Source organism: Mesorhizobium sp. M7A.F.Ce.TU.012.03.2.1 (assembly GCF_004006095.1).
GTDB lineage: Bacteria > Pseudomonadota > Alphaproteobacteria > Rhizobiales > Rhizobiaceae > Mesorhizobium.
On the sequence record NZ_CP034779.1, the window covers coordinates 2,680,159 to 2,702,359 of the forward strand.

General features: G+C 61.3%; 20 protein-coding genes, 1 tRNA gene and 2 pseudogenes. 4 read left to right on the plus strand and 19 right to left on the minus strand.

Features of this window, described 5'->3' with window-relative positions:
* Window positions 1-21: 21 nt before the first annotated feature.
* The 12 genes and pseudogenes from EJ079_RS12920 to ccoN all read right to left on the minus strand — a co-directional run bounded on the left by EJ079_RS12920 (window position 22) and on the right by ccoN (window position 12,050).
* On the minus strand, window positions 22-891 hold the full coding sequence (locus EJ079_RS12920; RefSeq protein ID WP_127809166.1) for an SUMF1/EgtB/PvdO family nonheme iron enzyme: 870 nt from the start codon (window positions 889-891) through the stop codon (window positions 22-24).
* Window positions 892-943: 52 nt separating this feature from the next.
* Window positions 944-2,050 carry a copper-containing nitrite reductase gene (gene nirK / locus EJ079_RS12925; RefSeq protein ID WP_127809167.1) on the minus strand — a complete coding sequence of 369 codons (1,107 nt, stop codon included), beginning with the start codon at window positions 2,048-2,050 and terminating at the stop codon, window positions 944-946.
* 536 nt (window positions 2,051-2,586) lie between these two features.
* The gene (locus EJ079_RS12930) at window positions 2,587-3,288 is read right to left on the minus strand and encodes a CBS domain-containing protein (RefSeq protein ID WP_127809168.1); all 702 of its coding nucleotides are present in this window, start codon (window positions 3,286-3,288) and stop codon (window positions 2,587-2,589) included.
* Window positions 3,289-3,353: 65 nt separating this feature from the next.
* Window positions 3,354-3,524 carry a cbb3-type cytochrome oxidase assembly protein CcoS gene (gene ccoS, locus EJ079_RS12935; protein ID WP_127809169.1) on the minus strand — a complete coding sequence of 57 codons (171 nt, stop codon included), beginning with the start codon at window positions 3,522-3,524 and terminating at the stop codon, window positions 3,354-3,356.
* Window positions 3,521-5,809: a cation-translocating P-type ATPase gene (locus EJ079_RS12940; protein WP_127809170.1), complete on the minus strand. Its 2,289-nt coding sequence runs from the start codon at window positions 5,807-5,809 to the stop codon at window positions 3,521-3,523. The genes ccoS and EJ079_RS12940 overlap by 4 nt, the downstream gene beginning before the upstream one ends.
* Window positions 5,806-6,402: a FixH family protein gene (locus tag EJ079_RS12945; RefSeq protein ID WP_127811336.1), complete on the minus strand. Its 597-nt coding sequence runs from the start codon at window positions 6,400-6,402 to the stop codon at window positions 5,806-5,808. Before EJ079_RS12945 ends, EJ079_RS12940 begins: the two co-directional genes overlap by 4 nt.
* Before the next feature lie 141 nt (window positions 6,403-6,543).
* Window positions 6,544-6,735, minus strand: a pseudogene (locus EJ079_RS12950) (FixH family protein); the annotation flags it as partial.
* A pseudogene (ccoG, locus tag EJ079_RS12955) lies at window positions 6,732-8,490 on the minus strand (cytochrome c oxidase accessory protein CcoG). The pseudogenes ccoG and EJ079_RS12950, both read right to left, overlap by 4 nt.
* A 178-nt stretch (window positions 8,491-8,668) precedes the next feature.
* Window positions 8,669-9,532, minus strand: a complete 864-nt coding sequence (gene ccoP, locus EJ079_RS12960; RefSeq protein WP_127809171.1) for a cytochrome-c oxidase, cbb3-type subunit III — start codon at window positions 9,530-9,532, stop codon at window positions 8,669-8,671.
* 2 nt (window positions 9,533-9,534) lie between these two features.
* Window positions 9,535-9,684, minus strand: coding sequence for a CcoQ/FixQ family Cbb3-type cytochrome c oxidase assembly chaperone (locus EJ079_RS12965; protein WP_027035450.1), 150 nt, complete (start codon window positions 9,682-9,684; stop codon window positions 9,535-9,537).
* A 12-nt stretch (window positions 9,685-9,696) separates the two neighbouring features.
* Window positions 9,697-10,428, minus strand: coding sequence for a cytochrome-c oxidase, cbb3-type subunit II (ccoO, locus tag EJ079_RS12970; protein ID WP_127809172.1), 732 nt, complete (start codon window positions 10,426-10,428; stop codon window positions 9,697-9,699).
* A gap of 11 nt (window positions 10,429-10,439) precedes the next feature.
* Window positions 10,440-12,050: a cytochrome-c oxidase, cbb3-type subunit I gene (gene ccoN / locus EJ079_RS12975; RefSeq protein WP_127809173.1), complete on the minus strand. Its 1,611-nt coding sequence runs from the start codon at window positions 12,048-12,050 to the stop codon at window positions 10,440-10,442.
* A 44-nt stretch (window positions 12,051-12,094) separates the two neighbouring features.
* Here ccoN and EJ079_RS12980 point away from each other — a divergent pair, with 44 nt between their 5' ends.
* On the plus strand, window positions 12,095-12,697 hold the full coding sequence (locus EJ079_RS12980; RefSeq protein ID WP_348629736.1) for a hemerythrin domain-containing protein: 603 nt from the start codon (window positions 12,095-12,097) through the stop codon (window positions 12,695-12,697).
* Window positions 12,698-12,699: 2 nt separating this feature from the next.
* On the opposite strand, the gene EJ079_RS12985 is transcribed toward EJ079_RS12980, so the two are convergent.
* Window positions 12,700-13,428, minus strand: a complete 729-nt coding sequence (locus tag EJ079_RS12985) for a Crp/Fnr family transcriptional regulator (protein WP_127809174.1) — start codon at window positions 13,426-13,428, stop codon at window positions 12,700-12,702.
* A gap of 161 nt (window positions 13,429-13,589) precedes the next feature.
* On the opposite strand from EJ079_RS12985, the gene hemN reads away from it, so the two are divergent.
* Window positions 13,590-14,939: an oxygen-independent coproporphyrinogen III oxidase gene (hemN, locus tag EJ079_RS12990; protein ID WP_127396559.1), complete on the plus strand. Its 1,350-nt coding sequence runs from the start codon at window positions 13,590-13,592 to the stop codon at window positions 14,937-14,939.
* A 12-nt stretch (window positions 14,940-14,951) separates the two neighbouring features.
* Here hemN and EJ079_RS12995 read toward each other — a convergent pair whose 3' ends face one another.
* From EJ079_RS12995 to EJ079_RS13005, 3 genes are all read right to left on the minus strand, one after another.
* Window positions 14,952-15,383, minus strand: coding sequence for a potassium channel family protein (locus tag EJ079_RS12995; RefSeq protein WP_127396560.1), 432 nt, complete (start codon window positions 15,381-15,383; stop codon window positions 14,952-14,954).
* A gap of 251 nt (window positions 15,384-15,634) precedes the next feature.
* Window positions 15,635-15,711: transfer RNA gene (locus EJ079_RS13000), tRNA-Arg, on the minus strand.
* 83 nt (window positions 15,712-15,794) lie between these two features.
* The gene (locus tag EJ079_RS13005; protein WP_127329985.1) at window positions 15,795-16,958 is read right to left on the minus strand and encodes a M20 aminoacylase family protein; all 1,164 of its coding nucleotides are present in this window, start codon (window positions 16,956-16,958) and stop codon (window positions 15,795-15,797) included.
* A 216-nt stretch (window positions 16,959-17,174) separates the two neighbouring features.
* Here EJ079_RS13005 and EJ079_RS13010 point away from each other — a divergent pair, with 216 nt between their 5' ends.
* A complete protein-coding gene (locus tag EJ079_RS13010; protein ID WP_127266676.1) occupies window positions 17,175-18,338 on the plus strand; it encodes a D-alanyl-D-alanine carboxypeptidase family protein in 1,164 nt (387 codons plus the stop codon).
* A gap of 3 nt (window positions 18,339-18,341) precedes the next feature.
* On the plus strand, window positions 18,342-19,466 hold the full coding sequence (locus EJ079_RS13015) for a GTP-binding protein (protein ID WP_127809175.1): 1,125 nt from the start codon (window positions 18,342-18,344) through the stop codon (window positions 19,464-19,466).
* A 9-nt stretch (window positions 19,467-19,475) separates the two neighbouring features.
* Here EJ079_RS13015 and EJ079_RS13020 read toward each other — a convergent pair whose 3' ends face one another.
* From EJ079_RS13020 to EJ079_RS13030, 3 genes are all read right to left on the minus strand, one after another.
* A complete protein-coding gene (locus EJ079_RS13020) occupies window positions 19,476-19,712 on the minus strand; it encodes a sulfurtransferase TusA family protein (protein ID WP_164761850.1) in 237 nt (78 codons plus the stop codon).
* Window positions 19,713-19,720: 8 nt separating this feature from the next.
* On the minus strand, window positions 19,721-21,019 hold the full coding sequence (locus EJ079_RS13025; RefSeq protein ID WP_013529353.1) for a murein L,D-transpeptidase family protein: 1,299 nt from the start codon (window positions 21,017-21,019) through the stop codon (window positions 19,721-19,723).
* A gap of 217 nt (window positions 21,020-21,236) precedes the next feature.
* The gene (locus EJ079_RS13030) at window positions 21,237-22,187 is read right to left on the minus strand and encodes an acetyl-CoA carboxylase carboxyltransferase subunit alpha (RefSeq protein ID WP_127380033.1); all 951 of its coding nucleotides are present in this window, start codon (window positions 22,185-22,187) and stop codon (window positions 21,237-21,239) included.
* Window positions 22,188-22,201: the final 14 nt, after the last annotated feature.

Sequence of the window (22,201 nt, forward strand, 5' to 3'; positions counted from 1 at the left end):
GTGGCCCGTCACTCCTGGTTTTCAGATGATGCCAAGCCGGCCAAGGATCCGGCTTGCCCATCCCGGATGGTCCCGGACCAGCCTGAAGCCCAGATTGTCGGGAGGCGTGCCAACGGCACAGCCTCCGCTTTTTCCGTCGCTGACGAAGTTCGACATGTAGGCTCGGTGAAGCCCTTCAAGGACGTGGACGCCGCAATTGTCGACCGAGCTCGCAACACCGCTTCCATTCGCGGCCAACGTGGTGCGGACATAGCAGGTCGAAGTCCACTCCCAGACGTTGCCGGAAAAGTCGGCGAGGCCCAGGGAATTGATACCAAACGAGCCACGGCTCCTCGGCATCGGGTCCGGTTTGCGATTGAGGTCCACCTCGGCCTTGTAGCTGGTGAGCCAACGTCTGGCGGGGTTGCTGGCGTCGTTTTCGACACCCTCGAATTCCCCTGCGAACCGCTCCGCAGCGGCAAAGGCCCACTCTTCGTCGGATGGCAGCCGCCATTGGTCGCCGGTCACTTGCGAATACCACCGGGCGTAGGCATTCGCATCGAGATAGCTTACCCCGGTGACGGGAGCATTGCTCGGGATCGCGCGCGTCTCCTGTGCCGGCTGACAGGCGCCAGCCAACACGCAGTCCGCATAGTCGGCCGCACCAACCTGGTAGGCCATGATTTCGAGAGGTCTGTCGAGTTGCCGCTCGAGGCGGGGATTGCCTTGCGGGCGTCCCTCTTTCAGGAACTCGCCCGGAGTCGGATAGGTGATCGAACCGGAAAGCAAGACAACCGTCATAGCGACGGGGTGGGGTTGTCGATCCCCGAAGACCGCCTGTAGCGAGAGCCCTACCGGAACAGCAGCGGCTGCCAGGGCGACCGGCAGAACCTTCAGGATGAAAAGAGACATGGCTTTTGTCCATGCCCGGACAGCGTCGTTATCCGGGCAAATTGGAATGCCGTCAGTTGGTGGCTATGGGTTTGGGCGCCTCGACCTGCGTCATCAGGTCGTCATCCCACTCGCCTTCGACCATGAAGTGAGCGGTCGCTCCGAGTTCCACAGCCTCAATCAGATTGTGACTGACGTAGGCGTAGACACCTGGCTGCAGGAACGTATAGAGCGCCGAGCCCGCCGAGCCGCCTCGGATGAACCAGGTTTCCAGGTCCTTGGCCGGCGGGTTGGAGAATTTGCCCTGTTCCCAGACATAGTCGCCATGACCGCCGATCAGATGCGGCCGCGTATCGCGATTGGCCTGCGAATGGACGATAAGCACGGTTTCACCGACCTTGGACTTCATGGCGTTGTCGCCGGTCAGGGATCCAGCCTTGCCATTGAACACCACATGGGTCGGGATCAGTCCACGCATGACCTTGACGACGTCATCGTAGCCGTCGCCGGCGGATTCGTAGCCCTTGAAGTTGCCCTTCTCGTCGCGCGGAATGTAGAAGTCGCTCTCGCCGATGTAGAAGATCTTGTCGTACTTGACCGGTTCGCCCTTGTCGTTCCTCAAGCCGTCACGCGGCAGCACCATGATGGCGCCATTCATGCCGGAGACGACATGCCAGGGGATCATCGCGCCGCCAGGAGCGCAGTGATAGACAAACGTTCCGGTCCGCGTCGCCTTGAAGCGCAGGGTCACCTGTTCACCAGGATTGATCAGCGTGAGCTCGCCGCCACCCAAGGCGCCGGTCGCGGCGTGAAAGTCGATGTTGTGGGCAAGCGAATTGGTATCGGGATTGATGAGCGTCAGTTCGAGGTAGTCGTCCTGATGCACGACCATCAGCGGGCCGGGGATCGATCCATTGTAGGTCATTGCATTGAGCTTTGTGCCATTGGCATCGATGACGACAAACTTTTCCTCGATCATCATCGTGAATTCGACGATCTTCGGACCGCCCTTGGCGATCTGGTCATGCGGATGCACGAAAGGCGGTGCCACGAGCGTGATCTTCTCGCGAGGTAGCCCGCTAATCTCTGCCTTTGTAACCGTGGCCGACAATGCGGGCAGTGCCGCAACGGCGGCAGCGCCAAGTGCTGCTCCAAAGAGGGCTTCGCGTCGCGTGATCATGTCAGTCTCCTGTCTTTCTACCGTTGCAGATGAGTAGAAGCTATCTGACCTGACGCAGCGTTTCTTTGCGCTGGCGCAAATTGATAGACGTTAATCGCAGAAACAACAGCCCTTGAAATGCGGCTATTGCGCGCGAATTGAGATGCAGCAGTTTCGTGTCGCAGTTTTCTGCAAGCCTGCGAAGTCACCGGTGGCTTTCTGAAGATCAGCGACCGCTTTTGTTTTTCAAATCGATCGCAATTCGCGCGGCGGCCCCGTCGCGATCTTCGTGCTGGTCACTCTTTCAGAGCTCAAACAAAGCAATCCAGGCCAAGCGCACCAAGAAAGGTTGGTGGTTCCAATGAGGAGATGTCTGTCAGATCGGCTTTTTTAAGACAGGCGGGACGTTATCACAGAGGGCGCATTCGGCGCGGATGGCACGCCAAGCATGACGAGCGCAATATGCCGAAGGAAAGTTGCCAACGGCCTCATGTCGAAGATGTGGGAGGAAAGGAGAACCCAATGGACTCTGCTTTGCGGCCCCCGCTTTTTTGCAGCTACGAAACCATCATCACCGAGAACGGATCTGTACGGAGGTGGAGGCCGTCCTTGACTTGCCCAATGCCGGCAACGTTCTCCGCCGCAACGATCGCTGCCTTGCGTTGACGCTCGTCGACAATCGCCCCTGTGAGTTCGACCACGCCGTCGCTGACCCTCACACCAATCAACTCACCACCGTTCCACGATTGCCGTTGCAGTTCGGCAAGTATGGCCTTACGGATCTGCTCGTCATCGGGCAGCGTGGTGCCCGGTTTCGGCAAAGTGCGGATCAGGACGCGTAGCAAATCAGTTCGCGTGATGATGCCGACGACCCTGTTCCGGTCGACAATCGGCACATTGTTGATGCGGTGTTGCATCATCAAGTTTACAATATCAGCAATCGAGGCGCCTGGAGGCGCCGAAATGACGTTTGTAACCATCACCTGATGGACAATCCGTCCGTTCGATCGCGCATAGCCATCGGCGATTGTGCCAGGGCCAAGGTCAAACTCCAGCCAGCGAGGACGCGTCCGCTGCGTCCCCAGTTCCTCTCGGCGCAAGAAGTCGCTTTTGCTTACAATGCCAACAAGGGCACCGTCGCTGCCCGTTACCGGGAGGCAGCTTATTTTGTTTGAGAGCATGAGCTCGACTGCTTCGGCAATCGTCGCGTTCGCATCCGTCGTGATGACCGGCTTCGTCATTATGGCTTCGGCTTGCATGCTCACCTCCTGATTTTTTGTCAGACGATGATAGGACATCGCCACACACGGCACCTTGATCTGAGTCACTTGGAACGAGGGGCATTCTCCGCGCCGTCGTCGCGTTCGATGAGAATGCGCTCCGCCGCGCCGTCGAGATCCTCGTACTGGCCGCTTCTCAACGCCCACAGGAAGCCGGACAGGCCGAGTGCGCCAAGGAAAAGCGCGACGGGTATGAGGTAGGTGAGAGTGGTCATGACGATCCGACCAGTTCGTTGGCGTTGGATAGTCTTTCGCGGCGAATATTCCTGGCCGGTGAAATTGGCTCTGACGAGCGCAGCCGCAGCGCATTGCCAATGACAAGCAGTGACGAGGCGGACATGGCGATCGCCGCTATCAAAGGCGTGGCGTGTCCGAGGATGGCGATCGGTACCGCGACCGCATTGTAGACGATCGCGATGACGACGTTCTGCCGGATCAAGCGTCCTGCCTGGCGCGAGACGTCCAGCGCCAGTGGGACCGCCAGGAGGCTTTCGCGCAGAAAAACGAAGTCGGCTGCATTGCGGCCAATGTCGGCGGCTGTGGCGGGCGCGATCGAGACATGCGCAGCCCTCAGCGCCGGCGTGTCGTTGAGCCCGTCGCCAACCATCAGAACCTTGTGCCCGTCTCTCGCCAGACTCTCGATGCGTTCGACCTTGCCGGACGGCAGCAGGCAGGGAACGAAGTCATCGACACCCAGAACGTCCGCAACCTCCGAGCAGGCTTTGGCGGTGTCGCCCGACAGCATTTCCACGCACAGACCAGCATTATGCAGCTGGTCGATGGCTGTTCTGGCGCCGACGCGCAGCGCATCCTCGAAAACGAAGGATGCGACAATCATCCCGTTTTCCGTCAGGACTGTTCCGCCGTAGCCATGTTTGCCTTCACCGCCAGTTCGGGCCTTCCAGCCAGCCCATCCGCGTCGGCCCAGCCGCCAGATGCTTCCAGCGGCGGTAGCTTCGATCCCGAATCCCGGGTGCTCGGTGACTTTATCGAATTTGTTCTGGCTGCTGCTGGCGGCAAAGCCGGAAATGGCCTTTGAATATGGATGGCGCGAATGCGCGGCCAGGCCGGCTGCGATTTCCAGCATGGCGGGATCGATCGACGACGCGTTGACGAGCCGCGGCTGGCCAAGCGTGAGCGTGCCGGTCTTGTCGAACACCGCCGTGTCGATTGTCGCCAGGCGCTCCATGGCCGAGCCATCCTTGACCATGATGCCGTTCTCGAACAGGCGCCGTGCGGCGACCACCTGCACGATCGGCACGGCGAGGCCGAGCGCGCAGGGGCATGTGATAATGAGAACAGCGATGGCGATCGTCATCGCCCGGTGCCAGTCGCCCGTCGCCGCCATCCAGCCCAGGAATGTCACGAAGGCGGTGAGATGAACCACCGGGGCGTAAAGCGCTGAAACTCGGTCAGCGATGCGGCGATAGTGCGCGCGACCGCCCTCGGCGGCTTCCATCAGTCGAACCATTTCGGCGAGGAACGAATCCTTTGCGGCTGCGGTCGCCTCGATCGTCAGCGGGCCGGTGAGATTGAGCACGCCGGCCTGCACGGCTGCGCCCGGCGCCACGTTTTTCGGCACGCTTTCGCCTGAGGCCAGCGAGCAGTCGAGATCAGACGCTCCGTGGATGATCTTGCCATCCACGGGGATCCTTTCACCGGCCGCGATCAGCAGCTGCATGCCTGGTTCGATCTCGCCAACCGGCAGATAGTCGCGCGCGCCGTCGCCGCGCAGCACCATGGCGCCACGCGCGGCGAGCTGCGACAGGCCTTTCACCGCGGTGCGGGCACGTTCGCGCATCACGTGATCCAGCGTGCGGCCGATCAAAAGGAAGAACAGCAGTGATACCGACGCGTCGAAATAGGCGTGATCGCCATGGTTGATCGTCTCGTAGAGGCTCATCGCGTAAGCGAGCGACACCCCAACCGCGATCGGCACGTCCATGTTCATGCGGCCGTGGCGCAGTGCCTTCCAGGCCGAGCGGAAGAAGATGCCGCCGGCGAAGGCGAGCGCCGGGATGGCAATCAGCGCCGAGACCCAGTGAAACAGGTCGCGGGTGGCCCCTTCGGCGCCGGACCAGACCGAGACCGAAAGCAGCATGATGTTGCCTGCGGCAAAGCCGGCGACAGCAACGGCGCGGATCAGCTCGGCAAGCGTCTTGTCTTTTTCATCGATCTCGGCGGCGAACAGATGCGCCTCGTATCCCAGTCGTCCCAGCGCAGCGACGAAAGGCGGCACCTTGTCTCCACGCCACCGGATCGCGACCCGCTTCGTCGACAGGTTGACACGCGCGCCTTCGACATTGTCGAGTTTCGCCAGCGCCGTCTCGATCGTCCGGATGCAGGCTGCGCAATGAACCATCGGCACTGACAGATCGGTCTGACGAAGATCGTCGCCAAGCGAGCGGCTCGCGAGCCTGATTTCCTGGCTGGATGGCAGCACCGATGCCGCGCTGCCCAGGTCCAGCGCCATTTCGGCGCCCGGTGCACAACAGCTCATTGCAGCGCTCCATGGGAGATCATGATCCGGCTGACGTCGCGATACGGTTTATCCAGACCGGCATCGGCGTCGATCTCGACGATCCAGACGCCGTCCTTGGGCATATGCTGCGCGGCGAATTCCTGGCCGGAGCCGAGCGCGAGCGTGACAGACTCGTCCTCTTTCTCGTAAGCCGGATGACGAAACAGCATTTTGACACCGTGCAGGGGAACCGGCTTGCCAGCGGCATCGGTGAGGCTGTAGCGGACTTCACCCCATGCGATGGTCAGCTTGCCGGTCCAGCCAAGGGCTGCCTGNCCGTGCAGGGGAACCGGCTTGCCAGCGGCATCGGTGAGGCTGTAGCGGACTTCACCCCATGCGATGGTCAGCTTGCCGGTCCAGCCAAGGGCTGCCTGTGCCCGTCCTTCCGTGGCCTTCTTGTTGAATTGCTGGCTCGCCACATAGGTGTTTTCGACGACGAGGCCAGTCCAGCTTGTGCTGGCGAGCGTCGCCATGGTCAAATTGACCGCGATGATCACGCCGAAAAAGGCGAGGATGATGGCCAGCATGTGCCTGCCGGTGAATTCACGAGGCTTTTGTACATTGGCAGTCATCTGGGGGCCTCCGGCGCGTTGAAGGTGGCGGTGTACTCGTTCGACTCGAAGCTGGCTCTGTCCTCGACGCGGAACTTGAAAGTCTGCGCCGGCGCGCGGATCTGGTCCGCCGGCGCAGACTTTCAAGTTCCGCGTCGAGGNTCCTTCCGTGGCCTTCTTGTTGAATTGCTGGCTCGCCACATAGGTGTTTTCGACGACGAGGCCAGTCCAGCTTGTGCTGGCGAGCGTCGCCATGGTCAGATTGACCGCGATGACCACGCCGAAAAAGGCGAGGATGATGGCCAGCATGTGCCTGCCGGTAAATTCACGAGGCTTTTGTACATTGGCAGTCATCTGGGGGCCTCCGGCGCGTTGAAGGTGGCGGTGTACTCGTTCGACTCGAAGCTGGCTCTGTCCTCGACGCGGAACTTGAAAGTCTGCGCCGGCGCGCGGATCTGGTCCGCCGGCTGGCGCACGAAGACCTTCAGCATTTTCAGGCGGTCGGGTTCCACCGGAATGGCGAAAGAGCGGCCTGCCGGGATGTCGTCGCCGACGACGACCATGTCAGCGCCTTCAAGGCCCTGCATGGTGACGACGAGCGTCCGCGGCTCGGGGATCATGTTGAGCAGCTTGACGGTATAGCCATTGCGGATGGAGCCGTCGGACAGCGTGACGAACTGAGGATTGCGATCATGCAATACGTTCAGTTCGAGCCGATCGCGCGTCAGCAGCGAAAAGAGCAGGCCCAGGCCGATCAGCGACCAGATGCCCATGTAGACGTAGGTGCGTGGCCGAAAGATCTTGCGGATGTGAAAATGCGCTAACTTGTCGGAGAACAGGCCATCAGCGGTCCTGACCAGCGGCGGGTTGACTGAACTGGAGCCGCCCGCGGTTGCCAGCATCATATTGGTGTTGTAGTCGGAGAGCGTCGCGTAGGAGATCAGCCCGCGCTCCTTGCCGAGNCGGGTTGACTGAACTGGAGCCGCCCGCGGTTGCCAGCATCATATTGGTGTTGTAGTCGGAGAGCGTCGCGTAGGAGATCAGCCCGCGCTCCTTGCCGAGCTTGTCCATGACGCCGTCACAGGCGTCGATGCAGAGCGCGCAGGTGATGCATTCGAGCTGCTGGCCATCGCGAATGTCGATCCCCATCGGGCAGACCGCGACGCAGGCATTGCAGTCGACGCAGTCGCCGACGGACTGCCCTGCAGCTTGCACCTTCTTCGCATGACGCGAACGCGGTTCGCCGCGCCAGTCATTNGCGACGCAGGCATTGCAGTCGACGCAGTCGCCGACGGACTGCCCTGCAGCTTGCACCTTCTTCGCATGACGCGAACGCGGTTCGCCGCGCCAGTCATTGTAGGTGACGGTGAGCGAACTTTCGTCGAGCATGGCCGCCTGGATGCGTGGCCATGGGCACATATAAGTGCAGACCTGCTCGCGCATCAGCCCGCCGAACGTGTAGGTGGTCGCCGTCAGGACGGCGACGGTGATGTAGGCGACGGCCGCCGCAGTGCCGGTGAAGAGCTCGCCGAGCAGTGTCGGTGCATCGGCAAAGTAGAAGATCCAGGCGCCGCCAGTCGCCGCGCCTATGACCAGCCAGATGGTGTGCTTGGACACGCGCAGCATGAGCTTGCGCGCGGTCCAGGGACCTGCATCGAGCGTCATGCGGGCGTTGCGGTCGCCCTCTATCGCACGCTCGACGACAAGGAACAGATCGACCCACACCGTCTGAGGGCATGCATAGCCGCACCAGGCACGGCCGACAGTCGAGGTGATCAGGAAAAGTCCAACGCCGGCCATGACCAGGAGACCAGCCACGTAAAAGAATTCCTGCGGCCATATTTCTATGAAGAAGAAGTAGAAGCGCCGATTGGCGACATCGAGCAGCACGGCCTGGTCGGGCGCAAACGGACCACGGTCCCATCGCAGCCATGGAGTCAGATAGTAGATGCCAAGCGTGATCGCCATCACCAGCCATTTGAAGCGTCGAAAGTTGCCCGAGGCGCGTTTTGGAAAGATCTTCTTGCGCGCAGCATAAAGGGGCTGACGGATCTTGGCGGAATTGACCGCCTCGGCTTCCAGCCGTTCTACCTGCGTCTTGTCCAGCAACGACTTTTCTCCGCTCTACACGCAGACGGTGATTTGACTGCGTCAGGCAACAATGCCGCCGGGTGGACCTGCCCGCGTTGATGCAGGTCAATCTGCGCGCTCCGGAAAAGAGTCGAGGCCCGGCAGGGCCGGGCCTCGTCGCCTGGAAGGTGAAGGGTTGAGAATAGGTCCCCGCTTCCTATTCTCCACCGCCAAGCGAATGGATGTAGACCGCCAGTTCCTTGACCTTGGTTTCGCCAAGACGCGCTCCCCAGGCTGGCATGACGCCCTGCTTGGGTGCTCGAACCTGGTCGGCGATCGCCGTCTCGCCGGAGCCGTAGAGCCAGATAGCGTCGGTGAGGTCGGGTCCGCCGAGCTCTCGGTTGCCTTTCGCGTTGTCGCCATGACAGGCAACGCAGTTGTCGGCAAAGACCTTGGCGCCGGATTGGATCAGACTTGCATCGTGGACCTTGCCTGACAGGCTGGCGACGTAGGCGCTGACCTGTGCAATCTGGTCAGCGGTGATGATGTCGCCAAAGGCCGGCATTTCCGACAGCCGCGTTTCCGCATCAGTCGCAAAGCGGATGCCATGCGTGATCGTCTGCTGGATCTGCTCGGCCGTGCCGCCCCATAGCCAGTCGTCGTCATTGAGGTTGGGAAAGCCAGCTGACCCCTGGGCGCCAGAGCCGTGGCACTGCGTGCAGTTGACCTTGAACGCGGCGCCGCCAGCGGCGACCGCGAATTCGCGCAAGGCATCGTCCGCGGCGATCTCCGAGACCGTCTTCGACTCTACGGCCGCGACATACTTGCCCTTCGACACTTCTGCCGCCGCCAACTCGTTCTTGACGTCCTTGCGGCTCGAATAGCCGAGCACACCGGTTGTCGCGGAGTGCAGCAGCGGCCATGCCGGATAGGCGATCATGTAGCCGATCGCCCAAACGATGGTGACGTAGAAGGTTATGACCCACCAGCGCGGAAGCGGATTGTTCAGCTCCCGGATGCCGTCCCACTCATGGCCAGTGGTTGAGACGCCAGAGATTTCGTCGATGTGCTCGTCGCTCATGATCACTCGTCCTCAAGGGGAATCCGGGCAGCTTCGTCGGCCAGCTTGCGGCTGCCAGGGCGCAGCGCGAAGGCAACCGCGCCGACAAAGAAGAGCGCCATGGCGACCAGACCCCAGCTGTCAGCAAACTCCCGCATCAAATTGTATTCCATGAATAAAGCTCCTCAGCGGTAACCGGCGGCCTCGTCGTAGTTCTTGAAATCCACCAAGGTCCCGAGCATCTGCAGATACGCAACGAGGGCATCCATTTCAGTCACCTGTTGCGGATTGCCGTCGAAGTCTCCGACCTTGGCTTTGGGATAGCGTTTCTCAAGGCCGGAGGTGTCGGCATTGGGGTCGGCCTGCGTCGCCAGATCGGCATTGGCATTGGCGACCATGTCATCCGAATAGGGGACGCCGACGCGCGCGTTTGCAACCAGGTGTGTCGAGAAGTTCTTCACCTCGATGGGCGCGTCCTTCAGGAAGGCATAGCTCGGCATGACCGATTCCGGCACGACCGAGCGCGGGTCGGCAAGATGCGCGACGTGCCAGGCATTCGAATAGCGGTCGCCAACCCTGGCGAGGTCCGGTCCAGTGCGCTTCGATCCCCACTGGAAAGGATGATCGTACATCGACTCGGCCGCCAGACTGTAGTGACCGTAGCGTTCGACTTCGTCGCGGAACGGTCTGATCATCTGGCTATGGCAGAGGTAGCAGCCCTCGCGCACATAGATGTTGCGCCCGACAAGTTCGAGCGGCGAATAGGGGCGCATGCCTTCCACCGTCTCGATCGTGTTGTCGAGATAGAAGAGCGGCGCGATCTCGACGATGCCGCCGACGGTCACCACAAGAAGAGAGCCAACGAGAAGGAGCGTGGCGTTCTTCTCGATGATTGCGTGTCTGTCCATCAAGCCCATTATCTGGCTCCTTATTCGGCAGGCTGAAGGGCGGGAACGGAGCCGGGCATCGGCTGCTCCTCGCGCTGATATCCGAGGATGGTCATGGTGATGTTCCAGGCCATGATCAGGGCGCCCGAGAGGTACATGGCGCCACCGACGGCGCGCATGACGTAGTAGGGGTGCATGGCTGCGACCGTTTCGGCGAAGGAGTAGACCAGGAAGCCCTGCTCGTCGTACTCACGCCACATCAGGCCCTGCATGATGCCGGACACCCACATGACCGCGGCGTAGACAACGATACCAAGTGTCGCCAGCCAGAAGTGCCAGGTGACCAGCCGCAGCGAGTAGAGCCGTTGCCGGTTCCAGAGCTTCGGCACCATGTAGTAGATCGCGCCGAACGAGATCATGCCGACCCAGCCGAGCGCGCCGGAATGGACGTGACCAATGGTCCAGTCGGTATAGTGGGATAGCGAGTTGACGGCCTTGATCGACATCATCGGTCCTTCAAAGGTCGACATGCCGTAAAAGGCGATCGCCATCACCATCATACGGATGATGGGGTCGGTGCGAAGCTTGTCCCACGCGCCGGACAGCGTCATCAGGCCGTTGATCATGCCGCCCCATGATGGCATCCACAGCATGATCGAGAACACCATGCCGAGCGTCTGCGCCCAATCGGGCAGGGCGGTGTAGTGCAGGTGGTGCGGCCCGGCCCAGATGTAGAGGAAGATGATCGCCCAGAAATGGATGATCGACAGCCGATAGGAATAGACCGGCCGGTTTGCCTGCTTGGGCACGAAGTAATACATCATGCCGAGGAAACCGGCAGTCAGGAAGAAGCCGACGGCGTTGTGTCCATACCACCATTGCGTCAAGGCGTCCTGGACCCCGGAAAAGGCGGAATAACTCTTGGAGCCCAGGAACGAGGCCGGCATCGACAGGTTGTTGATCACATGCAGCATCGCGATGGTCACGATGAAGGAGAGGTAAAACCAGTTGGCGACGTAGATGTGCGGTTCCTTGCGCTTGAAGATCGTGCCGAGGAACAGGATGAGATAGGCGACCCAGACGATGGTCAGCCAGATGTCGACATACCATTCGGGTTCGGCGTATTCGCGGCTCTCGGTGATGCCGAGCAGGTAGCCGGTCGCCGCCATGACGATGAAGAGCTGGTAGCCCCAGAACACAAACCAGGCGAGATCGCCACCGAAGAGCCGGGCGCGACAGGTTCGCTGTACGACATACAATGATGTGCACAAGAGCGCGTTGCCGCCGAAGGCGAAGACGACGCCTGAGGTATGCAGCGGCCGCAAGCGGCCGAAATTGAACCAGGGCTGGATGTTCAGATCGGGGTAGGCAAGCTGCAGCGCGATGACGACGCCGACCAGCATGCCGACGACACCCCAGAACATGGTGGCGATGGCGCCGTAGCGGATTGGACCATCCATGTATGCGGATGGGTCAATCGGAGCGGTCACCTCGAAATTCGTGTTGCGGATGAGGATGGCGACAAAACCAAGCAACACAAAAAACAGCACCCACATATGCTGCCGGAAAGGCTCGTCGACACCGAAGCCGGCCGCGACAAGGGCTGCAAATGTGAACAGGCCCAAAGCGAAGATTTGTGTACCAAACTTCATGACATGTCCCCGACGTCGATTCCGATGCGCGGACGCCAATCCGCGTGACACCAATTCAGCAGTCGGCCCATCGCCGCCTTGATCCATGTCAAAGCCACATCCTTTTGGATTGGGCAGCGTTGGTCGCACAAACGATCAGGAGGCTGTCGTTGAACAGGTTGAAGGAGCTGGGATCGTTGCTGAACGAAACAGGCCGTGAAAATACGGCAGCTCGATCTGGCCGGGAGGCGGTTACGGCGGCGGTGATGAAACGTGCCCATCTGGAAAAGCTGCAGCTCTGCGCCGCGCTGGAAAAAATCGCAGACACGCTGCCCCGAGTCGATCCTTTGGCATGCCTGACTTTGGCGAACGCAATCGTTCCGCTTCTGCGCGACAGCCACGAATACGAAGAATCGGTTATCTTCCCTGCCTACGAGACCGCCCTGGCCAACAATCGTGATTCAGCCCGGCGATTGCGCGCCGAGCATGTCGAGGATGAATGCTTTGCCGCCGAGGTGACCGAGATTCTGCTGGCCATCGGCCATGGCAAGACCATCGACAATGCCGAAGCGGTTGGCTTCATGCTGCGCGGCTTCTTCGAAAGCCTGCGCCGGCATATCGCCTTCGAGCGCGAGCACGTCTTGCCGATGATTGGATCCGACTATTGATCCTAAGCGCCGGAGCGGCGCTGTAGCCGGTTCAGGTTATCGACTGTGACATGCCGATTGTTCTCAATCCGGATCACGCCATCTGATCGCAACCTGGTCAACTGGCGGCTAACTGTCTCGATCGTCAGACCGAGAAAATCGGCGATGTCGGCGCGGGTCAATGGCAGGTCGAAACTTGTCGACTGGGCGGAGGGGTCGAGCGCGGGGTCGATGTTCCTGGCGATCATGAGAAGAAAGCTCGCCACCTTTTCCGAAGCACTCTTGCGGCCCAGCGTCACCATCCAGTCGCGGGCATCATCGAGTTCGTTCAGCGTCTGCTTGAACAGGCGATGCTCCAGTCCCGGCGACTCTTTCATCATCCGTTCAATAGCGGCCTTGGGGAATGAGCACAAGGAGACTGCGGTTGCAGCCTCGGCGTTGATGGCGCTTTCCACCTTGAAGGGCCTGCCCAAAAAATCGGGAGCAAATTGAAGCCCGACAATCTGCTGGCGCCCATCCGAAAGGCTCTTTGTGAGCTTGACCACGCCGGAAAGCACATTCGAGTAACTGTCGACTGTCTCGGCGTCGCCAATCAATTCCACGCCGGGCTCAACCGTATGTTTCGATGAAGTTCTGGCGAGACCCACCAGTTGTTCAGGGCCGAGAGCGCCGCAAACGCCATGGTGGCGCGCCTCGCACGATTGGCAAAGCACGGGAATGCCGGCGCTGTGTACATCCTGACGCACTGTCATCGTGGTCTTCCGCGGGTCCAAAGTCCTGTCACGATATAGCATCGACCCAAGCAAAAGCGCTTGCGGCAGTTTGTCCGCAGCCGATGGGCATTGACCGAAATCAAGGCGCTACTGCCTCTTGTGAGCAACATCGCGCGACACAGCCCGGAGCAGATTAGGACATGCGCCCAGATTTAGTTGCCCGACTTGGCGAGAACGTGCCGCGTTACACGAGTTACCCCACGGCGCCGCATTTTCATCCGGGTGTCGATGCTGCTGTGTGTCGTGGTTGGCTGCAGGCGCTTGGCGAGGATGACGAGATCTCGCTCTATCTGCATATCCCTTATTGCGACAAGCTTTGCTGGTTCTGCGCCTGCCATACGAAGCAGACACGCCACTACGAGCCGGTGACCCAATATCTGCACTCGCTGCATGACGAGATCGCGACCGTTGCCTGTCTTGTCGCAGGCAAGGGCCGCTTGCGTGCCGTTCATTTCGGTGGTGGTTCGCCAACCATGCTCAAACCGCAGGATATCGTTGCACTATCGGAAGTCTTGCGCGATGGATTCACATTTCTTCCCGACGCCAGGATCAGCGTTGAAATCGAACCCAACGACATGGACGAAGCCCGGCTCGACGCACTCGCCGAAATCGGCATGACGAGAGCGAGCCTCGGCGTCCAGGATTTCGATCCCAAGGTCCAGAAGGCCATCAATCGCGAGCAGACCTTCTTGCAAACGAAAGCTGTCGTTGACGGCGTTCGTTCGCGCGGCGTCGAATCGGTCAACTTGGACCTGCTCTATGGCTTGCCGCACCAGACCCGGGAGAGCGTTTCCTCGACGGTCGCACAAGCGTTGACCCTGGAGCCGGATCGGATCGCCCTTTTTGGCTACGCGCATGTGCCGTGGTTCAAAAAACATCAGACAATGATCGACGAGGCCTGGTTGCCAGGTCCGGAAGAGCGGTTTGCCCAATCGCAACTGGCAGCGCGCGCCATCCTTAACCAGGGATACGAAGCAATCGGGCTCGACCATTTCGCCAAACCGGACGATGCGCTGGCGGTTGCCGCGCGTTCGGGAACTTTGCATCGGAACTTTCAGGGCTACACCGAAGATCGCTGCGAGACTTTGATTGGCCTTGGCCCTTCATCCATCAGCCAGTTTCGCCAGGGCTACGTCCAGAACATGCCTTCGACCGCTGAATATGGCCGCATGGTGGGTGAGGGTGGGTTGGCTTCGGTCCGCGGGATTGCCTTTTCCAACGACGACCGCGCTCGCGGGTGGATCATCGAGCGGCTGATGTGCGACTTCGCCTTTTCGGCGATCGACCTAGTTGAGCGCTTCGGCGAAGCCGGCCAAAAGCTTCTCAGCAAGGCAAGCTCGACCGCGCTTCTTGACCCCGCACGCATGCTTGAATTGAACGGCGACCACTTCGTCGTGCCGGTGGAAAGCCGCCCCTTTGTCAGGAGCGTCGCCGCGAAGTTCGACAAATATTTCGAAACCGGCAAGGCCAGGCATTCAGTAGCGGTCTGAACATTGGCCCGGTCAGAAATGCTCGCCGGCCTTGAACGGGCCGATACGAGTGCCTGCCGCGATCAGGTAGGCGGTCGACCAGCCGATTAGCAAGAACCCGTTTACGCCCTCCAGCGCCGCCAGCACACGCCACGCATGGGCAGGCACGATGTCGCCATAGCCGACGGTCGAAAAGGTAATGGTCGAAAAGTACAGTGCGGTTTCGAAGTCGGCGAAGATATCAAGCAACCTATATAGGCCGGCCCAGAGCCAGACCTCTACGGTCATGACCGCAAAGAGGCCCATCACCACGCTGATCATCGCCACGATGCGGCTGCGGCGCCCGTGCATGCGAAACCGCGCGACCAGATACCCCATCGCGTGTGTGACGGCGATCAGACCAAATGTGTGGACGAGAACCGTCAGACTTATGACGACAGTGCCGATGAGTAGATTGAGGATCATGCGCGGAACGTAGCCGCCAAGAGCCCTTCGTCCTTGTGCGAGATCAATCTCAATCCCGACGGAGGTCTGAAAGCGCGGAAGCTCTGGCCAAAAACCGACACTCTGCTCTTTAGACTGAATCTCAGATTTCAGCCATTTCAGCCTTGAGGCAGCGTGCCCAAAGTTTGAAGGTCTGTAATATTGGCCGTACTAATTTGGAAAAAACCACCCAAAAAAGTACGGCGACAATTTCGCTAAGTGTTTGAAATGCATGGTGATCCCGACAGGAATCGAACCTGTGACCTACAGATTAGGAATCTGCCGCTCTATCCTACTGAGCTACGGGACCACGCGGCCAGACACATAGCCGCTTCGGATCGTTTCGCCAAGAGGCCGGCCGAAGGCAATCCGGCCGGCTTTGCGCTGCCGCCGTCAGGCGGCCAGCGCGGTTTCCGCCAGTTTCACCCAGTAACTCATGCCGTGCGGGATGACCTCGTCGTTGAAATCGTAGGCAGGGTTGTGGAGACCGGCGGTGTCGCCATTGCCGATGAAGATGAAGGCGCCGGGGCGGGCTTCGAGCATGTAGGAAAAATCCTCGCCACCCATCACCGGCTGGATGCCGCGGTGGACATGGGCGTCGCCGGCGACACTCATCGCGACATCACCGGCAAACACCGTCTCTTCCGCGTGGTTGAAGGTCACGGGGTAATTTGCCTGGTAGTCGACCTCGATCTTTGCCCCGAATGCGGTCGCCAGCCCGTCGCATATGCTGCGGATGCGCTCTTCGGACTTCTTGGCGATCTCCTTGCGCAGGGTGCGCACGGTGCCGGCGATTTCAGCGGTTTCGGGGATGATGTTGTAGGCGTCACCGGCGTGGAACTTGGTCACCGACACCACCACGGCCTCGACCGGATCGGTGCTGCGCGAGGCGATCGTCTGCAAGGCGCCGACCAGTTGGCTGGTGATGACGATCGGGTCGATCGTGCCGTGCGGCATCGCCGCGTGGCCGCCCTTGCCGCGCACGGTGATGGTGAACTCGGCGGTCGCCGCCATGATCGGGCCCGGGCGAATGGCGAACTGCCCGACAGGCAGGCCCGGCATGTTGTGCATGCCGAACACCCTGGAGATGTCGAAACGCTCCATCATGCCGTCCTTGACCATCTCGTTGCCGCCGCCGCCGCCCTCTTCGGCCGGCTGGAAGATCACCGCCACGGAACCGGTGAAGTTGCGCGTCTCGGCGAGGTATTTGGCCGCGCCCAGCAGCATTGCCGTGTGGCCGTCATGGCCGCAGGCGTGCATCTTGCCGGGGATGGTCGAGGCGTAGGACTTGCCTGTGATCTCGTTGAGCGGCAGCGCGTCCATGTCGGCGCGCAGGCCGATGGTGGGGCCTTCGCCCTGCCGGCCGCGGATGATGCCGACGACGCCGGTCTTGCCGAGGCCGGTGACCACATCGTCACAGCCGAAGGCTTTCAGCTTCTCGGTGACGAAGGCAGCGGTCTTGAAGACGTCGAAGTTCAGTTCTGGCGTCTGGTGCAGATGCTGGCGCCAGCCGGCAACTTCGTCCTGCATTTCGGCGGCACGGTTCAGGATTGGCATGATGGTTCCATCTCGCTGTTGGGACAGGCGGGTGTCGTCCGCTGCCTTGCAATTGTGATCGCCAGGCACTTTGCCATCTTGGCGTCACATAGGGTAAATAGCACCGCAACGATGCGGTCCGGTTTTTGAGGGTCGGACCAATCATGCTGGCGATCGCGTAACGAAATCTTACGGAGCCAGGGGCGACTACGGCAAGAGGCGATTTCGGATTTGATCATGCGGTACAGGCATTTCCTCAAACTATTCTCGGTTGGCACAATCGCGCTGTCGGTCGTGGCCGGGCCGGCGCTGGCCAATCCGGTGGTCGTATTCGATCTCGGCAGCGGCAAGATCCTGCAGCATCAGGACGCGTTCAAGCGCTGGTATCCGGCATCGCTGAGCAAGCTGATGACCGCTTATGTCACCTTTCGGGCGATCGCCGCCGGCGAGGTTCAGCTTGATTCGCCGATCAAGGTGACCAAACACTCCGCCGCCGAGCCGCCAAGCAAGATGGGCTTCAAGCCGGGCTCGGTGATGCGGCTCGACAACGCGCTGAAGATGATGCTGGTCAAATCGGCCAACGACATCGCCATGGCGGTGGGCGAAAATGTCGGAGGTTCGCAGGCGGCCTTTGCCGACCGGATGAACGCCGAAGCGACCCGGCTCGGCATGAACGGCACGCATTTCGTCAATCCGAACGGGCTCTATTCGCCGGATCAGTACACGACAGCGCGCGACCTCGCCGTGCTGGTGATGGCGATCCGCCGCGAATTTCCGCAATATGCGCCGTGGTTCTCGATCGAAGGCCTTGCCGTCGGCAAGAAGGCTATCCCCAACTACAATCTCTTGATTGGCCGTTATCCCGGCGCCGATGGCATGAAGACCGGCTTTGTCTGCCCTTCCGGCTTCAACATGATCGGTTCGGCGACCCGCAACGGGCGCACGCTGGTCGCGGTGGTGCTTGGCGAGAAATCGGCGGTCACACGTGCCGAGACCGCGGCAAAACTGCTCGATCAGGGTTTTGACGCGCCTGCCGCCGGCTCGGCCACCGTCACCACGCTGGCGCCCTATGGCGACACGGTCTCGCCCAACGACATGAAGGACGAGGTCTGCAAGAAGAAGACGCCGCAGGAGCAGTCGGAGGCGCCGCCGGTCGTCGCCAAGGACGTGCCGAAATCGCCCTATCAGGAAAAGCTCGACCATGTGCCAACGCTGGTTGCCGTCGGCCTTGGCGGCGCCACCGGTCCGGCGCCGAAGGCCATCCTCGACCGGGGCGGTCAGGAATATGCCGATGTGCCGATCCCGAGCTGGCGGCCCGACAGGCCGGCACCGGCCGGCGCAGGCCCGAAGATTGCCGGCTCCGCCGCGCAGGGCGACCAGCCGGCCAAGGTTGCGAACTAGCCAATGGGCAGCGGCTTCCCGATCCCCGTCTCGGTGCTGACCGGCTTCCTCGGCGCCGGCAAGACGACGCTGCTCAACCGGCTGCTCAAGGATCCGGCGCTGGCCGACACGGCGGTGATCATCAACGAGTTCGGCGAGGTGGCGATCGACCATTTGCTGGTCGAGCAGTCTTCCGACGGCATCATCCAGCTTTCGGACGGCTGCCTGTGCTGCACGGTGCGCGGCGAACTGGTCGATACGCTGGCCGACCTGGTCGACCGGCTGCAGACCGGCCGCATCGCCCGTCTGGCCCGCGTCATCGTCGAGACCACCGGCCTTGCCGACCCGGCGCCGGTGCTGCAGTCGATCATGGCCCATCCGGCGCTGATCCAGGCCTTCCGGCTCGACGGCGTCATCACGCTGGTCGATGCCGTCAACGGCAACGCCACGCTCGACGCCCATGTCGAGGCGGTCAAGCAGGCTGCCGTCGCCGATCGCATCGTGCTCAGCAAAGCCGATCTGGTCGCCGATCCCAATGAGTTGGAAATGCTTCGGGCGCGCCTGCGGCAGATCAATCCGGGCGCCGAACTGCTCGATGCCGGCGACACGGGGACAGGCGTGGCGGCGCTGTTTGATTGCGGCCTCTACAACCCGGCAACCAAATCCGCCGATGTGCGGCGCTGGCTGGGCGAGGAAGCCGCTCATGATTATCACCATCATGATCATGATCACCATGATGGGCATGATCACGAACATGGCCATGACCACGGTCATCGCCACGATTCGCGGGTGCGTTCCTATTCGCTGGTGCATGACGGCCCGGTGCCGTTTTCGGCGATCGAGATGTTCCTCGACCTGCTGCGCTCGACACATGGCGAGCGCCTGCTGCGCATGAAGGGCGTCATCGAGCTCAGGGAAGACCCGTCGCGGCCTTTGGTGATCCATGGCGTGCAGAAGATCCTGCATCCGCCGGTGCAATTGCCGTCCTGGCCAGATGGCCAGCGCGGCACGCGGCTGGTGCTGATCACGCTCGATATGCCCGAAGATTATATCCGCAGGCTGTTCGCCGCCTTCACCAACCGGCCGTCGATCGACACGCCCGATCGCGCCGCGCTGGAAAACAACCCGCTGGCGATTGCCGGGCGGTAGCTCCCACGATTACGGCGCGCCGCGCTCGACCAGGAAGCGATGGCCGCCGGAGACCGCCGCCGTTTCAATCAACTGGTGGCCGCTCTCGGAACAGAATGCCGGAATGTCGATGACGGCCAGCGGGTCGGTGGTCTCCAGCCAGAGCCGGCTGCCCGGTTGCATCCCCGCCAGGCGCTTCTTGGCCTTGAGCACGGGCAAGGGGCAGTTCAGCCCCTTGAGGTCATAAATAGCGGCGCGATCATCCACGGGCGAAATCAACCGCCGAACATGCCGAGCAGCTTGTTCTTCAGCTTCGTCACGCGGCTCTCGTCGGCACTCGCCGCTTGCGTCTCGGCCATCGGTGCCGCTTCCGAAGGGGCCGCGATGGTCGCGGTGGCGACAGGGGCTTCCTTGGCAGCCTTTTCGGCCTCCTTTTCGGCCAGAGCCTGGGCCTTGGCGGCTTCCTTGGCTTGCTTGGCCGCCTCTATGGCAGCGAGCCTCTGCTCCTCGGCCTTCTGCTTGGCCGCCTTTTCGGCATCGAGGGCCGCCATCTTGCGGCCAGCGGGCGAATCGATGCGGCCCATGCGTGCCGTCTCGGTGACCGAGCCGTCATTGTTGAGCGACGGCGGATCGATCGGCACGCGTTCGCCGCGTGCGCGGCGCTTGGACCAGTCGGAGACGATGCTGGCTTCCTTGATGCCGGCGATGGTCGGCTTGGGCGCCGGCACGCTGGCCTTGACCGCGCCGCTGAACGCAGCGTCGTAGGTGCTCATGTAGGAATTGTAGGCGCTCTTCAGCGAATCAGGTTGCGTGGTCGCCGGGCAGGCGCCGGTCGGATCGAATGTCTGACCGTCGGCGGCAACCTGGTTGAAGACATAACGCTTCTCGCAGACATCGACCTTCGGCGGCACCTTGGTGATCTCGAAATTGTCGTAGCCGACCTTCAGCATCTTCCAGAAGTCGTAATTGGGGTCGTTGCGGTAGCGCGCCATGTTGGCGGCGGTCATGCGGAACGGAAACGCCTGAATCTGGAACTCGGTCTGGCCGCCCTGGAATGCGTCGCGGCCGAAGGCATAGATCTGCTCGATCTGCGCATCGGTCATCGAATAGCAGCCCGACGACGAGCAGGCGCCGTGCACCATCAAATTGGAGCCGGTACGGCCATTGGCGCGGTCATAGGCGTTGGGATAGCCGATGTTGAAGGACAAATGGTAGTTCGAGCGCGGATTCATCTGCGCCGGGCGCACCGTGTAGAAGCCTTCCGGCGCCTGGCGGTCGCCTTCGGTGTATTTCGGCCCGAGCTTGCCCGACCATTTGCAGATGTCGTAGCTGGCGACCATGTCGTAGCGGCCGTTGGTCTTGGCCTTCCAGATCTCGAGCTTGCCTTCTTCCTTGAAGATGCGGGCCATCACCGACGAGGTGCGGACCATGCCCTTGGCTCTCATGTCGGCGAGGATCTTGTCGGGCAGCGGCTTGTTGGCCTCCGGGGCAAAATCCTTCATCGACGAATTGTTGCAGCCGGCAACGCCGAGGGCAGCGATCAGGATTCCGGTGCGGGCAAGCTTGACAAACATGGCTACGGATATCGTCTTTTCTCTGGCGCCAGGACGCTTCCTGCCCCGGCTGCTACACTGCGCATCGACGGACCCTAAGCCCGTTAACCCTAATAAATTCCTTACCGCAAGTGCCGACGCATCCCCCTGCGGCAGTCTCATTGAGCCGAATGCAGCGGCATTTTTGTGGCAAAAATGCTCCGCCCCGCCACATTGTTGCGGCCAAGGCTGCCTGTGGTCAGAGACTGCGGCCCATGGCCAGGTATTTTTCGCGGCGCTGCTCGCGGAAATCGGTGTTGGCGCCGGCAAAATCCTTCATCGTCCTGGCGATGAGGTCTCCGGTCGCGGCGATCACCGTTTCGGCGCCGCGATGCGCACCGCCGAGCGGCTCGGGGATGATGGCGTCGATGATCTTTAATTCAAAAAGATCCTGCGCGGTGATCTTCATGTTGGTCGCCGCGTCCTTCGATCGCGTTGTGTCGCGCCACAGGATCGAGGCGGCCCCTTCCGGCGAAATCACCGAATAGATGGCGTGTTCGAGCATGTAGACGCGGTTGGCGGTGGCGATGGCAATGGCGCCGCCCGAACCGCCTTCGCCGATGACCACCGAGATCGACGGCACTTTCAGGCCGAGACAGGTCGAGGTTGAACGGGCGATAGCCTCCGCCTGGCCTCGCTCCTCGGCGTTGACACCGGGATAGGCGCCGGCCGTGTCGACCAGCGTCAGCAGCGGGATCTTGAAGCGGTCGGCCAGTTCCATCAGCCGTACCGCCTTGCGGTAGCCCTCCGGGCGAACCGATCCGAAATTGTGTTTCAGGCGGCTGGCTGTGTCGGAACCTTTTTCCTGGCCGATGATGGCAATGGGTTCGCCGCGGAAACGGGCGAAACCGCCGACGATCGCCTGGTCCTCACCGAAATTGCGGTCGCCGGCCAGCGGCGTGAAATCGGTGAGCAGGCCCTTGATATAGTCGACGCAATGCGGCCTGTCGGGATGGCGAGCCACCTGCACCTTCTGCCACGGCGTCAGCGCCTTGTAGGCGTCGCGCAGCGCGTCGCGGGAGCGCTTCTCAAGACGGCTGATCTCGTCGCCGACATCGACCGCCTCGCCATTCTCGGCAAGCTTCTTCAGCTCGAGGATCTTGCCCTCGAGGTCCTGCACCGGCTTTTCGAAATCGAGGTAATTATACATGCGTGAGCGGACCG

Excerpts from the sequence above, each read along its gene's own strand:
- ccoO (WP_127809172.1), bottom strand. The coding sequence starts at position 10,428 with ATGGGCTTGATGGACAGACACGCAATCATCGAGAAGAACGCCACGCTC.
- ccoS (WP_127809169.1), bottom strand. The coding sequence starts at position 3,524 with ATGACCACTCTCACCTACCTCATACCCGTCGCGCTTTTCCTTGGCGCA.
- hemN (WP_127396559.1), top strand. The coding sequence starts at position 13,590 with ATGCGCCCAGATTTAGTTGCCCGACTTGGCGAGAACGTGCCGCGTTAC.
- EJ079_RS12940 (WP_127809170.1), bottom strand. The coding sequence starts at position 5,809 with ATGAGCTGTTGTGCACCGGGCGCCGAAATGGCGCTGGACCTGGGCAGC.
- EJ079_RS13005 (WP_127329985.1), bottom strand. The coding sequence starts at position 16,958 with ATGCCAATCCTGAACCGTGCCGCCGAAATGCAGGACGAAGTTGCCGGC.
- EJ079_RS12930 (WP_127809168.1), bottom strand. The coding sequence starts at position 3,288 with ATGCAAGCCGAAGCCATAATGACGAAGCCGGTCATCACGACGGATGCG.
- EJ079_RS13025 (WP_013529353.1), bottom strand. The coding sequence starts at position 21,019 with ATGTTTGTCAAGCTTGCCCGCACCGGAATCCTGATCGCTGCCCTCGGC.
- EJ079_RS12965 (WP_027035450.1), bottom strand. The coding sequence starts at position 9,684 with ATGGAATACAATTTGATGCGGGAGTTTGCTGACAGCTGGGGTCTGGTC.
- EJ079_RS13015 (WP_127809175.1), top strand. The coding sequence starts at position 18,342 with ATGGGCAGCGGCTTCCCGATCCCCGTCTCGGTGCTGACCGGCTTCCTC.
- EJ079_RS12995 (WP_127396560.1), bottom strand. The coding sequence starts at position 15,383 with ATGATCCTCAATCTACTCATCGGCACTGTCGTCATAAGTCTGACGGTT.
- EJ079_RS13010 (WP_127266676.1), top strand. The coding sequence starts at position 17,175 with ATGCGGTACAGGCATTTCCTCAAACTATTCTCGGTTGGCACAATCGCG.
- nirK (WP_127809167.1), bottom strand. The coding sequence starts at position 2,050 with ATGATCACGCGACGCGAAGCCCTCTTTGGAGCAGCACTTGGCGCTGCC.
- EJ079_RS12985 (WP_127809174.1), bottom strand. The coding sequence starts at position 13,428 with ATGACAGTGCGTCAGGATGTACACAGCGCCGGCATTCCCGTGCTTTGC.
- ccoN (WP_127809173.1), bottom strand. The coding sequence starts at position 12,050 with ATGAAGTTTGGTACACAAATCTTCGCTTTGGGCCTGTTCACATTTGCA.
- EJ079_RS12920 (WP_127809166.1), bottom strand. The coding sequence starts at position 891 with ATGTCTCTTTTCATCCTGAAGGTTCTGCCGGTCGCCCTGGCAGCCGCT.
- ccoP (WP_127809171.1), bottom strand. The coding sequence starts at position 9,532 with ATGAGCGACGAGCACATCGACGAAATCTCTGGCGTCTCAACCACTGGC.
- EJ079_RS13030 (WP_127380033.1), bottom strand. The coding sequence starts at position 22,187 with ATGTATAATTACCTCGATTTCGAAAAGCCGGTGCAGGACCTCGAGGGC.